Raw genomic sequence first — 14,896 nt, 5'->3', positions numbered from 1 at the left:
TTCGGTGCCGATGGCCCTGACTTTCGGAATCGGCCTCATGTTGATGGCCGCGCTGCCGAACAACGAAATGCTCTTCTTCGCGCTCTGCATCGTGATCGGCGCCGGCGCCGGCGCGGTAAACCCGGTAGCGCACTCCACCGTGGTGAGCGCTTGGTTCCAGGACCGTCGCGGCATGGCGCTGGGCATCCTCATGGCCGGTCTCGGTGCCTGCGGGGTATTGATGCCGTACCTCGCCAACTGGGTGCTGGGCATGGGCGGCTGGCGTGTGGCCTTCCTCGTCATCGGCGCGGTGTGCACGATCATTCCGGCTTCGGTCTATGCATTCGTCACCCGGATGCCGGCCGAACACGACGCCGAACGCGAGGCTGCACGTCTGCAAGGCCGGGTTGCCGGAGAATCTCTCCTCACCGTGGCCCGGAAATACCGACAGTTCTGGTTGCTCTCCGTCGCCATCTTCCTGGTGTCCTCGGCCACCTTCGGCCTGATGTCGCAGGTGGTACCGATGACCACCGACAAGGGCATCAGCCAGACCACCGCCGTGTCCGTCCTGTCCGTTCTCAGCCTGTCCTCGATGTTCGCTCGCCTGCTCGTCGGCTACCTGCTCGACCGGTTCTACGCGCCCCTGCTCGGCTCGATCATCTTCGCGCTGTGCGCGATCGGCGTCTTCCTCATGATCACCTCGTCGGAGGTAGGACTGCTTGTCATGGGCTCTGCACTGATCGGCCTGGGGCTGGGATCCGAGGGCGACCTCGCCGCCTACATGGTGAGCCGGTACTTCCCCAAGCATTCGTACGGTCGGGTGCTGGGATTCATCTACTTCCTCTACGCCCAAGGCGCAGCCTTCGGAATCTTCCTGCTCGGACAGATATACAGCGCCACGGGGTCCTACCGCGCCGGGGCACTCCCGATCATCGTGCTGGTCGGCATCGGCATCGCCTGCCTGCTGATGATGGGCTCCTACCGCTTTACCCTGAACCACAAAGAGGTCGATGCTGCCGAAGCGGCCCGGGAGACCACAACGTCGCCGGTTTCGCACTGATGCCTCATCGACCAGAAGGAGCACCAATGACCGACGGATTCCACGACGCCCTGATAACGCAGTCCACCTCGGAGATGCCGGAGAAGTTCTTCGACCGGTTCATGTTCAACCTCCATCCGGACGACGGCGCCGCGCCCTCGGTAATCCTCGGCGCCGGGGTCTATCCGCCGCGGAACGTCGTGGACGGCTTCGTCGTGCTGACCACTGCAACCGAGCAGCGCAACCTCCGCGTCTCCACCGAACACGACGCAACCGACAAAGCTTCCGTCGGGCCTCTGCGATGGGAAACCGTCGAGGACAACACCACGTGGCGAATCCGACTCGACGAGAACAAAACCGGACTCGAACTCGACCTTCTCTGGCACGCCCGGGCGCCCTACTGGCTCGGATCCGTGGACGTGACGAACACCGACGGAAACCTCACCTCGTTCGACCATCTCTTCCAGCCCGGTCGCTACCAGGGCACGCTCACGCTGGACGGCACCACAACCGATGTCACCGGTTGGTACGGGCTGCGGGACCGTTCTCGCGGAGTACGTACCATGTCCGGAGGCCAGGGCCTGCACATCTGGTATCAGGCCCAGTTCCCTGACCGCACATTCGGATTCCTCCTCGTCGAGGACCGGCACGGCGGACGGATCCTGCTGGAAGGCGCCGTCATGCACGACGACGGGCGACTCGACGACATCACGGACGTCCGGCACAGCCTGGCATTCACGACAGGTAACGACCTTCTCCACGGCACAGTGGAGATCGTGACCGCCACCGGCGCGACCTACCGTGTCGATGCCGATGCCTCGGCAGGCGGTGGATACATGGCGGGTGGCGGTTACGGCGGACACCACGGACAGGTTCGTGGTCGCGACTTCGAAGAGTTCGATGTCTATCCCCTCGACGGGACGGTGGGTCCGACGACTCTCGACTCCGCCCTGACGGACCGATGCTGCACGTTCGAGTGGAACGGACAGACCGGATACGGCATTTTTGAGTTCGCCCTGTCGCGTTCGGCGTCCTACGCCTACCGCCCTTCCTCGGTGTGACGGACCGGGCCCTGTGCTGTCCCTGCGCCGATCGGTCGGTGCAGGGACAGCACAGGGCCGCAACGTGTTCCGGAACGACGTCACATCAGCACCGTGAGATCGGCAAGACCGGCCGTATCCCTGTCGGCAGGTGAGCGAAACCCGACGAATTTCACGGTACAGCGGACACGGGATGAGCCGGTCCCCTCTGCCCCGGGGAGACCGCGTCGGCGCCGCGTCTCTCGTAGGGAACGAAGTCGGTCCCATACTTTTCTCGCATGATGATGATCTTCTGGATCTGTGCCGTACCGTCGGCGATCTCGACGGACATCACGTCACGCAGGCGTTGCTCGAACGGAAGTTCCGTCGAGTAGCCGTAGTTGCCGTGCAGGAGGAGGCATTCCTTGACCGCTGCGCTCGCCACGAGCGGGCCGTACCACTTCGCCATCGCCGCATCGCTGGTGTGCGGCAGGCCGAGGGTGCGCTTCTCGAGCGCCGCGTAGCAGATCAACCGGGCCGCCTCGACCTTGGTGAGGTGTTCGGCAATGGGAAACGACACCCCCTCGAACTTCGCCAACGGCTCACCGAACGCCGTGCGCCGGCGCACGTACTCGGCTGTCTCGTCGAGGGACGCCCGGGCCGCGCCGAGTCCGGTCAGCGCGAGCAGCGGCCGCGTGAAGTCGAACCCGTTCAGCACGCGGGAGAAGGCACGCCCTTCGAGACCGATCAGGTTCTCCGGCGGCACCTCCACACCATCCAGATGCAGCACCCCGCGACCGAGGATGCCCCATCCTGTATCCGGAACCGCCGATGTGGCAATGCCGCGTGCGTCGAGCGGCACCAGGAACGTCGACACGCCGACGTCCTTGCCGTCCCGGATCGTCCGTGCGGCAAGGATGATCGCTTCCGCCTCGGCAAGCATGGTCACCGATGTCTTCTCGCCGGAAATGATGTATCCGTTTGCGGTAGCTCGCGCGACGGTCTTGATATTGGCGGCGTCGGATCCGGTCTCGGGTTCCGTCAAGCCGAATGCAACGTACGTTTCGCCCGCAACGAGGCGCGGCAGCCACCTCCCGACGACAACATCGGATGCGTGGTGCCGGATCAGCGTGCTCATCAGCATGACAGGAATCGTCATGTTGGCGACGTTGAAGTCCGCGTAGGCGAGTTCCTCGACGGCGACGCCGGCCGCAACGAAGTCCTCCCGCTCGAGGGGGTTGTACTCCTCTCCGGCGAGCAGACCGTAGATCCCCAGATCGGCGATCTCACGATGCAGATCCCACGGGAACGTGGAGGACTTCGCGCGCTGGAGATACCCGGGCGCCAGGCGTTTCGTTGCGTAGGCCCGCACCGCGTCACGGATACCGTGTGCATCGGCGTTCAGCAACTGTGTCAACGGGTCACCCCTTTGTCGGTTACCGGTTCGGTCATCGGCTGCGATAGGGGCGTCGTCACGAGACCAGATCCGCCGAGGACTGCTCGGCCGGGGCGCTGTCGTTCATCGGTGCCGCGGTCAGCGTTCCGTCGGCGATCTGCTCTTGCACGCGGAACTTCTGGATCTTGCCGGACGGTGTCATGGGAAGGGACCGGGTGAAGTACCACAGGGCGGGTGTCTTGTGGGCGGCGAGTCGCTCGCGGAGCCAGGATTTCAGGTCCGCCGCGGTGGGGAACGAGTCCGGGTCCTTCATCCGCACCACGGCGCCGATCTGTTCGCCCCATTTCTCGTCCGGCACACACCGATGACCGCGACCTCCGCGACGGCGGGGTGCCGGTAGAGGAGTTCCTCGATCTCCCTGGGATAGATGTTGAGACCGCCCCGGATGATCATCTCCTTGAGGCGACCGGTGATCTTGAGGAAGCCCCGGCTGTCCATCACACCCAGATCGCCCATGCGCAGCCATCCGTCCGCATCGACGGTCGCGGCGGTTTCGTCGGGCATGTCCGAGTATCCGAGCATCACCTGGTAGCCGCGGCAGCACACCTCGCCCTGCTCACCGACAGGAACGATTTCGCCGGAGACCGGGTCGACGATCTTGACCTCGAGTTCCGGCAGCGGCTGCCCCACCGTCGTTGCCTGGTCCACGACGGTGTCCGTAATCCGCGTCTGGCTGATCACCCCGTGCATCTCGCTCTGGCCGAACAAGATGGTGAAGTGGCAGTCCAGGTCGCGGGTGACTCGGTCGACAAGTGCCTCGGGTACTGCCGCGGCGCCGGACATGACGGTGTGGATGCTCGACAGGTCGCGGGTGTGCCGGTCCGGATGGTCGAGCAGGGCGATGAGCATCGTGGGCACCATCAACGAGTGCGTGCCGCGATAGGTCTCGATCATCTCGAGCATCAAGGCCGGCTCGAAGGCCGGCAGGATCACGTAGGTTCCGTGGGCGGCGAACGTGCCGAGTTCTGTGACGCCGCCACCTCCGATGTGGTACATCGGCATGGCGTTGACGCAGACCAGCGGGTCTGTCCGGCCGGCCCGTTCGAACACGAACGCGGCTTCGTTGGCAAGGCCTTTGTGGTGCAGCAGTGCGCCTTTCGGAAATCCGGTGGTGCCCGAGGTGTACTGCAGTTGCACCGCGTCCGTCGGCGAGACAGCCGGGAACTGCGTGGTCGGATCGCCGGTGCGCACGAATTCGACCCATTCGCTGCCCGATACCACTGTGTGCAGTCCGGGCAGGGTCGGCCGGACCTCGTCCAGAATCGCGGACAGGTCCGCGCCGCGGTAGGACTCGCGGTAGAAGAGACCGGCTGCCTTGGATTGCCGCAGGATGTACTCGAGCTCGTGGGCCCGGTATGCCGGGTTGATGCCGACCAGCACCATGCCCGCCATCGCGATCGCCTGGTGCAGGATCACCCAGTCGGCACTATTGGGCGCCCACACCGCGATCCGATCGCCGGGGCGGAAGTGTGTGAGCAACGCGCGGGCGGTCGCTTCGGTGTCTGCGAGCAACTGGCGGTAGGTCCATTCCCGCCGGTCCGCCGGGTCGGCAACGCCGTCGACGAGCGCGACGCGGTCGGGGACGGTCGCGACCCCCTCCCGAAGAAGATCACTGAACGTGATGTCTCGAATGCCCGTGCTTGTGGAGGCCGGCCAATAGGACATCTCTAGCGACATGATGTGCTCCTGCTTTCGGCTGGGGGGATGGAAGAAGGGAAGACTGCAGGGACCGCCCGGGGTCCTCGACCGGACACCTCGGAGTGTAATCGCGGTCACACCAAATATAGTACCAATCAGGGGACTTCCGCTACAATTGTGTCAAACATTTTGATCGGCGAAATCTCCGGTTCCATCCCGAAACACTTGAAGCCGGCCGAGGTTCACACCTCGACCGGCTTCTCGCTGCAACCACTATCCCGCGGAAATCCCCCCGTTCGGACTGACCACCTGCCCCGTGATCCGCCGCGCCTGCGCACTACAGAGAAACAGCACGAGGTCGGCAACATCACCCGGCTCCGCCACCCCCAACGACGCGAGCCGGCTCGCCTTCTCGAACAGCTTCGCGCTGAACGGCTCGGACATGACACGATCGAAACCGCCGGTGTCGCGAATGAGCGACGGTGTCACGGCATTGACCCGAATTCCGTCCCTCTTAGCTTCCATCGCAAGCGTTTTGGTGAACATGACGATTGCCGCCATCGCCGCACCGATCACGCTCTCGCCGGGCGTCGGGTGCTTTGCCGCGTCGGAGGCGATGTTCACAATCACCCCGCCGCGCTGCTGTCGCATCGCCGGCAGGACAGCCCGGCACATGTTGAGGGGGCCGAGAGCCTGGTTGACCAGGACTCCCGGGATATCCTCGGGATCCATCTCGTGGAACAGACGCGGGTTGAACGAACCCGTCGTGCTGTTGACGACGATGTCGGCAGCACCGAGTGAATCCGTGAGTTCCGCCACCACCCGCACCGCCTCCCCGGGAACGTTCACATCGGCCGCGGCGAACAGACACCACACACCGGGCGCGAGCGTTCGAATATGCTGTGCTGCTTTCTCTCCGCGTTCGACATTGCGACCGATCAGACCGATCCGCTGAGCACCCGCGCGCACGAATCGGCGAGCCACCTCGAGCCCGACGCCACTTGTTCCCCCGACGATGTAGATCGTCGACTCGGCCGGAACCGGTACCCGGAAATCACTCGGTTCGTTCATCGTCAATCGTTCCTCTGCAGATCGAGCATCACCGGTCCCCCGGCGTGCACATGATTACCGTCCAGGACACCGTCGCAACTCGCACAGTGCCGCCGACCGCCCGGACTGCTCGATGCCATCTTCGTCTCCGTCGCAGCATCGCGCGCGGTCGGAGCCGTTCGGGCGCCGCGATATTCGTCGCGTGCGAGCAACCCCGCGCCGTAGGCACCGGCGATCTGCGGCTGGTCGAGCACCTCGATCGGGTGTCTCAATGCCTCCGATACACAACGGATCGCAGCCGGGTTCTTGGCGACACCGCCGGTCATCACCGCCGGTGTCGCCCTACCGACCTGAGCGACCAACGCGAGGGTGCGCGCCGCGACCGCACGGTGCACAGAAGCGGCGATGTCGGCCTTGTCCTGCCCTTGCGCGAGCAGAGAAATCACTTCGGTTTCGGCGAACGTGGCACACATACTGCTGACCTCGAGGCCGTCGGCACCGGTGAGCGCAAGCTCGCCCACCGCGTCGATGTCGACCTCGAGCGCGCGGGCCAGCACATCGAAGAATCGGCCCGTTCCGCTCGCACAGCGGTCGTTCATGGCGAAACGTTCCACCAGTCCGTCGTCGTCGACGATGATCGCCTTGCTGTCCTGGCCGCCGATGTCGATGACGAGCCGAACCCCCGGACGCAGTGCCGCTGCGCCGCGCGCATGACAGGTGATCTCGGTGAAGGTGCGGTCGGCGCCCGGCACCAATCGGCGGCCGTACCCGGTGCTCACCGTCCGCCGAATGGCCTCGCGTGGCACTCCCGCCGCGATCGAGGCACCCTCGATCGCGCGGGCGACAGCTTCGCGGCTCACAGCGCCCATCTGCACGACATCCGTCCCGCACAACGCCCCGTCCTGATCGACGACGGCAGCCTTCGCGGTCGTCGATCCCAGATCGACGCCCATGACGAACCATTTGTCGGTACTCATCACACTCGCCTCTTCCCGGTAGGGCGTCGCGCTAGACCGCGGACCTCATCCGCTGCACGTCGATCGCTTCGAGCATCGCTTCGAGGCGACTGTCGAACAACTCGTCGTTGTAGAACGATGCGTCGGCAACGTCCCCCTCGAAGAAGAACGACTTGACTCCGCGCTCGGTCTCGGCAGCCCGGGCGAGCATGGACTGGGGGTTGGTCATCGCCCGACAGGTTCGGGTGGAGTGGAAGGCGATGCCGTCGATCGCGTATTCGTCGAGACGACGTAGCAACAGCTCCCGCAGGTTCTTCAGCCCGTGGTTCAGAGGGCAGAGCAGGTAGTGCTGTGCCATACCGAGCAGCGGGTTGTCGACATCGATGAGCTGCGGTTCCTGCCAGAAGGATTCGTGGGTGTATCGGCCGGCCACCACGGCTACGTCGTACTCGGCGAACTTCCTGGTCAGGAATCCGAGCTTGTTCCAGTTCATGATCCCGTCGAAGTAGACCCGGTAACGCTCGTTCTCCACGGCGCTGACACCATCGGTGATCCGCTGTTCGATCTCGGCCTTCACCCCGGCGAAGTAGTCCACGAGATCCTGATTGCCGGGCAGGAAGTTGATCGGCGCGATGCTCGCCACCCAGTCCCAGTAGGTCGCCGGGGTGGGTGCCTTTCGGCACAGTTCCATGCCTTCGAGGCGCAACTCCGAAGCTCGCTTGATGTACGACATGCTTTCGCTGAGCGCATCCCAGTCGAACGGCCGGCCGGTCTGGTACTCCAGGAAGTCGATCAGTTCCCGGAGCTGGCCCTCGACGTACTTGCCGACCTCGATCCACTCCTCGCCCCGCATGTATCCCGCGTCGGGCTTGTTGCCCCACAACATCGGAATCGAGACGTTGAACAGGGGCAGTGCGCGATCGAACACTCGATACGTCATGGCGTCCCACTGCTGTCCGGTGCTGCAGCCGGCATACCCGTTGACGAAGAAGTCCGGGGCCGGCAACTTGCCGGCGAGCTCCTGCTGGTCGGTCAGGCCCACGACGCCGGTCTCGCTCCGATTGTTGTTCTGGTGCGTCAGGACGGCGCACCCGAGGTGGGTGCGGGCGTACGAGCACAGCTCGTTGATGTAGCCGTACTCGGCCCCGGCGGCCTGGGCCGGACCCTCGAGGTGCTGGGCGGCCAGTCGTGCGGCAAACGCCTCACCATGGCACCATTCGAGGCCGGCCGCCTGGAAGAGCGGGTTCAACGCGGCGCCGTTGTACCAGACGACGTGCTTTCCGCGCTCCTTCGCGGTGAAAATGTTCTCCCAGTAGTCCGCGACCAGCTTGCCGCCGGCGCGGGTACTGGACAGGCGATTCGCCTTGTCCTTGCGCGGTTGTGCAACAGTCATCGTGATCTCCCTCAGTGGTCGAGCGGGTTTCAGGACAGCGCCGGCACGTGCTGCCGACGGATTCGCTCGACAAAGGTCTCGACCCTGGTCCGGAGCGTTTCCACAGGATTGCCCTCATGCTCGGTCTCGATGAGGAGCACGGGGATTCTGTTGGTCTCCAGTGCTTTCCGAAGTTCCGGGTAGTAGAGCATGTGCGGTTCGCAGAACTTCGCCATCATCACGATCACGCCGTTCGCATTGCTGCGGGCGAGTTCGTCGATCAGATATCGGTCCCAGTCGACCTGAGTGGTCACTCGGGTTGGGCACGGGGCGTTGAGGTTTCGCTGCAGATACCAGTTCGACAGCGCCTCGAACGGATCACCGTTCTCGGGCACATCGGTGGAGATGTAGCGATATCCGGTGTACAGGTCGTCGGCGACCACGATCACCCCGGTCTCCTCGATCACGTCCAGGAGTTCGGGCCGCGGGGCGTGGCAGAAGTGGCCGGACAGGTAGAGCCTGACCGCGTCGGGCTGCCCGTCGTCGGCCGGGTCGATCCCGTCGAGAAGGCGTTCGAGGACGGCGGTGTGTTCGGCGATGTCCATCACCATGCTCGACTTCACCAGCACCTGCATTTCGCTCGCGGTGATGCGGAGCCGACCGGAGCGACGCAGTTCGTAGAACTCGCGCAGCAGCCGCCGATTGGCGTTGAACGCCCGGATGCTGGCGCTCAAGGCGTCGGCCGTGATCGAAACTCCAAGGGCAGCTTCGATCTCGGCCGCGAGTTCGCCGATTCGCCCCGCCACCCGAGGTCTGGTCCATGCATCGTCCATGGCGCTGGTGAGCTGGGCGAAGTGCACCGGTTTCTCGGGTCGCGCCCATCGGATCACGTCGACCGCGCCGAGCAGCTGCACGCAGTGGTCCGCCGCCACGATGGCGTCGAAGACGTCGAGCCGACCGAGCGCCGCCTGATCGGCGACACTGCGGGTGTATCCGCAGTAGAACTCGGCGAGCAGGTTGCGTCCCTCGGTGATCGGGATGCGGCTTTCCTGGATGAGCACCGGAAGGGCGCCGGCGGCGTGCACGAGTTCGGATGGAAAGTTCATCGGGAAGGAGCCGATCACGCCGCCTTCGTGGGTCGCCTTCCATGTCTGCGCGTAGTCGACGGGATCGTCGGCCGCGGCACGCAGAGTCGCCATCGGTTCTGGACTGAGTCTGTTCACGTTTCGCCCTCGGATTCGTCGATGGATGCCGGAAGCGACAAGTCGGTGTACTGCTGCGGCATCGAGCTAGATAATACTTAATTTGATAGTTAGTATCCAGAGTTGTCAAACATTGGGTCGTTCGGAGGTAGAAGATGACGCGTGTACTCGACGGACTGCGGGTGGTCGAACTGGCCGGGATCGGCCCGTCGCCCCATACCGCAATGTTGCTGGCCGATCTCGGGGCAGACGTCGTTCGGATCGAACGCCCCGGCGGGGTCAACCAACTCGTACCCGTGGAACAGGACGCCGGCTTGCGCAACCGCCGATCGGTGCACGCCGATCTGAAAGATCCCGACGATCTGCAGCGCGTGCTCAGGCTCGTCGACAATGCCGACGTGCTCATCGAGGGCTATCGCCCCGGCGCGGCAGAGCGCCTCGGCATCGGCCCCGAAGTGTGCCGAGCACGCAATCCCCGACTCGTCTACGCCCGGATCACCGGATGGGGACAGGACGGCCCACTGGCCGCCTACGCCGGGCACGACATCAACTACCTCGCCCTCACCGGGGCGTTGAACGCGATCGGACGCAAAGGCGAACGCCCACTGGCACCACTCAACCTGGTCGCCGACCTGGGAGGCGGATCGATGCTGGCGATCACCGGCATCCTCGGCGCCCTCTATGCCCGGGAGCGGTCCGGGCAGGGTGACGTCGTCGATGTCGCGATGGTCGACGGCGTCAGCACACTGATGACGATGTACTGGACGCTGACCGAGAACGGACTGTGGTCCGCCGACCGAGGCACCAACGTCGTCGACAGCGGCGCCCCGTTCTACGACACCTACGAATGCGCCGACGGGCGGTACGTCGCAGTCGGCGCAGTCGAACCGGCCTTCTACGCACAACTACTCACGGGCCTCGGACTCGATCAGGCCGACCTTCCGGACCAATACGATCGCAGCACCTGGCCCATGCTGCGCGCCCGGTTCGCCGAGATCTTCCGGGCACACGATCGCGACCGATGGGTGGACCATTTCGCCCCCCTCGACGCATGCCTCACGCCGGTGCTCGCCCTGGAGGAGGTCGCCACGCACCCGCACATCGCCGCACGCGGAACAATCGTCGAATCGTTCGGACAACGTCAGCCCGCGGCATCGCCGCGCTTCTCGAACGCGGCGCCGGCAACGTACTCGGCACCCCGCGCACCCGGCGCCGACACCGCCGCGGTACTACGCGACTGGGGCGTCGTCGAGGGCGCGCACTGATGCGCGGCAGCCCGCCGGCCCCGCACCGTCGGCAGTGCGGGGCGTGTGGCGTGGCTCCGACCGCCTGCGCGACGATGTACCTATGACTGATCCCGACATCGGGTCCGTATCCGACAAGGACTCACCCCCCGCCCGCAGCGCCCGATCCGTGCTTGTGACGGTGCTCGGCGAGTTGGTCGAACCGTGCGGTCGGCCGGTCCGTACCGCGGCGCTGCTCTACGTCCTGAGGGGTCTCGGATTCGGTGAGCCCGCGGCACGGCAGGCGCTGGCCCGCACAGGCTCGTCCGGGTTGATTGCCGCGCAGCGGGTCGGTCGGGAAACCTTGTGGCACCTGACCGAGAAAGCGCACCGCCTGTTCGCCGAAGGCGACATGCGCGTGTTCCCCCCCGAAGTCGACGCCACCCAATGGGACGGACGCTGGCTGGTCATCAACGTCCCGGTTCCCGAATCACACCGCTCGAGCCGGAAGAAACTGTATGCGGCATTGCGGTGGGCCGGCTTCGGAAACCCGACCCCCGGCGTCTGGGTGACCCCCCACATCGATCGTGCCGCCGAGGCCGCCAGGACGATCGAGTCTCTCGGATTGACCGACAACACGGTCACGTTCGTCGGCCCCATCGGCCAGCCGGGTATCACCGAAGCCGAACTCGTCCGGCGGTCCTGGGATCTCGGCGAGGCCGAGAAGGTCTACGACGAGTTGCTCACCCGCTTCGACGTGCGCGAATTCAGCTCCGCCGACGAGTTGCTGATCACCCACCTGCAGCTGGCCGATTCCCTGCGCCGGATGCCCTACCTCGATCCCCGGCTGCCCGAGGTGCTGCTGCCGGACTGGGCCGGATTGCAAGCGGCGAAGCGACTACGCGATCTGCGTACCGAGTGGACCCCGGCAGCACACGCTCGTTGGCGCGAAATCGCGGGCATCGAGTAGCGACCACCGGGCCGGTGCCCGTCCCGACCCGATCAGACGCCGGCCGCGGTCAGGCCCGCCGCCCGGTGAGCGGCGTCGAGGAAGGCCCGCACCAGGGCGCCGTCGCGGTAGTACTGATCCCCCACGCCGGCGACGGCCCGGCGCCGCCCGTACTCGTACAGCACCGCCAGCTTCCACAGAGCCAAGGCGGTATACCAGTCGAGGTTCGACAGATCGGCGCCGGTGGCAGCCGCATACCGCTGGGCGAGTTCGTCGCGGGTCGGGTAGCCCTCTTCGAGGACGGCGACACCGAGGTCCTCGGTCGGCGTGCGGTCCTGTCCTTCGACGGGATACGACGCGAGGAAGTACCCGAGATCGAACAGTGGGTCACCGATCGTCGCGAGCTCCCAATCCAGCACCGCCGCAATACGTCCCGGCGGCGCGGCAGCGAGGATGACGTTGCCGATGCGGTAGTCGTTGTGGATGATCGCCGCACCGGACTCGGCCGGAACGTGGGCGGCGAGCCACGCGTCGATCTCCGCGAACTCCGGCGGCGGCGTCCCGTCCTCGGCCGCCACCAGTCGGCCCATGCGACGCAGGTGACGCTCGTTGAATCCGTCGGGCCGGCCGAGGTCACCGAGACCGGCAGCCTGCCAGTCGACCGCGTGCAGAGCGGCGAGGGTGTCGATCAGCGCCTCACCGATCCGGCGACGATCGGCCGGTGCGCTCAGTGCTGCCGGGGTCTCTGTGGTGACCACCGGACCGGCCACGTAGTCCATCACGTAGAACGGGACGTCGAGCACGTCGCCGGTCCGACCGACAGCCAGCACGGCCGCCACCGGTACGCCGCTGCCGGCGAGTGCACCGACGAGCCGTGCCTCGCGCAGCATGTCGTGGGCCCCCGGCGGGACGGGGGGCGGCGGCGGCCGGCGAACGATCACCCGGCGTACCCCATCGGACACCAAGTACGTCAGATTGGAATGCCCGTCACCGATACGGTCCGCTGTCAGCGGCCCGTCGGTGATACCGCGCTCACGCAGGAATCGTTCCAACGCGCCGAGGGTTTCGGGAGTCCATTCCCAGGTCATATGCTCGCCTCCATCAGATCGTGCCACCGGCCCGTGCCGCCCGGTCCCGGGCAACTGCATGCAGTCGGTCGTTCGCCGACGTCTATGCCCCGGTGAAGCGCGGAGCTCGCTTCTCCTTGAATGCGGCCAACGCTTCGGGCATGTCCTCACCACGGGTGAGCAGCGCCTGCCCCCGGTTCTCCAGCTCGAGCGCCGCCGCGTACGAGGTCACTTCCTGGTTCCGCTGCAGCGCGCGCTTCGACATCCGAATCCCGCCGGGGGAATTCGTCGCGATCGTCTCGGCCAATGCAATGGCCTCGTCGAAGAGGTTCTCGCTCGGCACCACCCGGTTGGCAAGCCCGATCCGGACCGCCTCCTCCGCGCCGACGAAGCGTGCCGTGTACGCGATCTCCGCTGCCCGGCCCGGCCCGACGAGCCGGGTCAGTTGCCAGGAAGTGCCGAGTTCCCCAACGGACAACCCGACCTTCACGAAGGCCGCGTTGAACTTCGCAGTCGGGGCGACCAGCCGGATGTCGGCAGTCAGGGCGAGCGACATACCGCCGCCGGAGGCAGCACCGTGGATCGCGGCGATCACCGGGAACGGCAGATGCCGCAGCGCGGCCAGGCCCCCGGTCGCGGTCTCCTGGAACTTCAGGAATTCCCGCACCCCCATTTCGGTGATCACACCGATCTCGTCCAGGTCGAACCCGGCGCAGAAAGCCCGATCCCCCGCACCGCGCAGGATCAGCGCCCGCGCGTCGGTGTCGCGCAATGCGTATGCAGCGGTGTTGAACTCTTCGAACATCTTCACGACCATCGAGTTCATCCGGTCGGGCCGGTTGATCGTGAGAACGGCGATCTTGCCCTCGAGGACCTCGAGGGTGAGAGTCTCGAGCCGGGGCGGCTCGTAGTTGCTCAGCACTGACGTATTCTCCCGCGTCTCCATCTGCGTCACCTCGATCACCGACCCGTGAACTTCGGGCTGCGCTTGTCCTTGAACGCGGCCAGCGCTTCGGGCATGTCCTCACCACGGGTGAGCAGCGCCTGACCCCGGTTCTCCAGTTCGAGCGCCGCGGCGTAGGACGACACCTCCATGTTCGCGTGCAGTGCGCGCTTCGACAGCTGCACGCCGGCAGGCGAATTCGCGCAGATCAAGCGTGCCATCGACAGCGCCTCGTCGAGCAGCGACTCGGCGGGCACCACCGCATTCAGCAGCCCGAGCGACTCCGCCTCCACAGCTTCGATGAAGCGGCCCGTGTACGCGAACTCCGCGGCCCGCGCCGGACCGATCAACCGAGTCAGGTGCCAGGAAGCGCCCAGGTCCCCGGCCGAAAGACCGATTCGCACGAACGCCGCGTTGAATCGCGCGGCCGGCGAACCGATCCGGATGTCGGCAGCCAGGGACAGCGACAGTCCTCCCCCGGCCGCCGCGCCGTTGACCGCCGCGATCACCGGCACACGGATGCCGCGAATCGCCGAGAGCGCTCGCGCCGCCATTTCCTGCTGATCGAGCATCCCCATCGGCGTCAACGACGACAGCCCTTCGGCGTCGTCGAGATCGAACCCGCCACAGAACGCCTTACCGGCCCCGGTAAGAATGACCACACGCAGGCCGTCTTCGCGATCGAGTTGCAGCGCAACCTTTTCGAGTTCGACGAACATCGTGTTCGTCATCGAGTTCATTCGTTCGGGACGGTTCAACGTCACAACGGCGATCCCGGGTTCGGGTCGTTCGAGCGTGAACGTTTCCCATGTCGTCGGTTCGGTCACGTGTTCGCTCCTTCTTCGGTCCGGCGGTCCAGGTGGTCGCCGTGAGTAGGTGTGATCGGGCTGTCCTCGGCGGGGGCTTGTCGTACCGCACCGGAACGCAGCCAACGGTCGGTGCGGCCGGGGTCGATTCCCCAGTCGCTCAGGATCTCGAGGGTGTGCTCCCCCGGCGTCGGCGG

15 protein-coding genes are annotated in these 14,896 nt (G+C 65.7%); 4 read left to right on the top strand and 11 right to left on the bottom strand.

Translation table 11 applies throughout. The annotated features are described in order from the left end of the window. Positions 1-1,039, top strand: a 1,039-nt coding sequence (locus tag I0Q12_RS04180; RefSeq protein WP_231609968.1) for an MFS transporter, incomplete at its 5' end; no start/stop codon positions are given. Positions 1,040-1,065: 26 nt separating this feature from the next. Then, entirely contained in the window at positions 1,066-2,079 is a 1,014-nt protein-coding gene (locus I0Q12_RS04175; RefSeq protein ID WP_197250725.1) for a hypothetical protein, read from the top strand. A gap of 151 nt (positions 2,080-2,230) precedes the next feature. Here the strand turns inward: I0Q12_RS04175 and I0Q12_RS04170 are convergent, their stop codons facing one another. The 7 genes from I0Q12_RS04170 to I0Q12_RS04145 form a co-directional block, all read right to left on the bottom strand. Beyond that, entirely contained in the window at positions 2,231-3,454 is a 1,224-nt protein-coding gene (locus I0Q12_RS04170) for an acyl-CoA dehydrogenase family protein (protein WP_197250724.1), read from the bottom strand. A 55-nt stretch (positions 3,455-3,509) separates the two neighbouring features. After that, positions 3,510-3,746: a hypothetical protein gene (locus I0Q12_RS31920; protein WP_231609967.1), complete on the bottom strand. Its 237-nt coding sequence runs from the start codon at positions 3,744-3,746 to the stop codon at positions 3,510-3,512. Then, positions 3,743-5,170, bottom strand: a complete 1,428-nt coding sequence (locus I0Q12_RS04165; RefSeq protein WP_231609966.1) for an AMP-binding protein — start codon at positions 5,168-5,170, stop codon at positions 3,743-3,745. The genes I0Q12_RS31920 and I0Q12_RS04165 overlap by 4 nt, the downstream gene beginning before the upstream one ends. 234 nt (positions 5,171-5,404) lie before the next feature. After that, complete coding sequence (locus I0Q12_RS04160) at positions 5,405-6,202, bottom strand: SDR family NAD(P)-dependent oxidoreductase (RefSeq protein ID WP_197250756.1); 798 nt, start codon at positions 6,200-6,202, stop codon at positions 5,405-5,407. Between the two features lie 2 nt (positions 6,203-6,204). Beyond that, complete coding sequence (locus tag I0Q12_RS04155; protein WP_197250723.1) at positions 6,205-7,158, bottom strand: acyl-CoA dehydratase activase; 954 nt, start codon at positions 7,156-7,158, stop codon at positions 6,205-6,207. A gap of 31 nt (positions 7,159-7,189) precedes the next feature. Beyond that, on the bottom strand, positions 7,190-8,530 hold the full coding sequence (locus I0Q12_RS04150; RefSeq protein WP_197250722.1) for a 2-hydroxyacyl-CoA dehydratase subunit D: 1,341 nt from the start codon (positions 8,528-8,530) through the stop codon (positions 7,190-7,192). 29 nt (positions 8,531-8,559) lie between these two features. Beyond that, positions 8,560-9,708 carry a 2-hydroxyacyl-CoA dehydratase subunit D gene (locus I0Q12_RS04145; protein ID WP_231609965.1) on the bottom strand — a complete coding sequence of 383 codons (1,149 nt, stop codon included), beginning with the start codon at positions 9,706-9,708 and terminating at the stop codon, positions 8,560-8,562. Positions 9,709-9,866: 158 nt separating this feature from the next. Between I0Q12_RS04145 and I0Q12_RS04140 the strand changes: the two genes are divergently transcribed. Both I0Q12_RS04140 and I0Q12_RS04135 read left to right on the top strand, forming a co-directional pair. Then, a complete protein-coding gene (locus I0Q12_RS04140; RefSeq protein WP_197250720.1) occupies positions 9,867-10,976 on the top strand; it encodes a CaiB/BaiF CoA-transferase family protein in 1,110 nt (369 codons plus the stop codon). Between the two features lie 82 nt (positions 10,977-11,058). Next, positions 11,059-11,904: a PaaX family transcriptional regulator C-terminal domain-containing protein gene (locus I0Q12_RS04135; protein ID WP_197250719.1), complete on the top strand. Its 846-nt coding sequence runs from the start codon at positions 11,059-11,061 to the stop codon at positions 11,902-11,904. A 32-nt stretch (positions 11,905-11,936) separates the two neighbouring features. Here I0Q12_RS04135 and I0Q12_RS04130 read toward each other — a convergent pair whose 3' ends face one another. From I0Q12_RS04130 to I0Q12_RS31915, 4 genes are all read right to left on the bottom strand, one after another. After that, positions 11,937-12,971 carry a phosphotransferase family protein gene (locus I0Q12_RS04130; RefSeq protein ID WP_197250718.1) on the bottom strand — a complete coding sequence of 345 codons (1,035 nt, stop codon included), beginning with the start codon at positions 12,969-12,971 and terminating at the stop codon, positions 11,937-11,939. A gap of 82 nt (positions 12,972-13,053) precedes the next feature. Continuing rightward, positions 13,054-13,896, bottom strand: coding sequence for an enoyl-CoA hydratase/isomerase family protein (locus I0Q12_RS04125; RefSeq protein WP_197250717.1), 843 nt, complete (start codon positions 13,894-13,896; stop codon positions 13,054-13,056). Between the two features lie 14 nt (positions 13,897-13,910). Next, the gene (locus I0Q12_RS04120) at positions 13,911-14,720 is read right to left on the bottom strand and encodes an enoyl-CoA hydratase/isomerase family protein (protein WP_197250716.1); all 810 of its coding nucleotides are present in this window, start codon (positions 14,718-14,720) and stop codon (positions 13,911-13,913) included. After that, positions 14,717-14,896, bottom strand: a 180-nt coding sequence (locus I0Q12_RS31915; RefSeq protein WP_231609964.1) for a hypothetical protein, incomplete at its 5' end; no start/stop codon positions are given. The genes I0Q12_RS04120 and I0Q12_RS31915, both read right to left, overlap by 4 nt.

It is taken from the genome of Rhodococcus sp. CX (assembly GCF_015865005.1).
Lineage (GTDB): Bacteria > Actinomycetota > Actinomycetes > Mycobacteriales > Mycobacteriaceae > Rhodococcus.
This window is presented reverse-complemented; position numbering and strand designations above follow the sequence as displayed.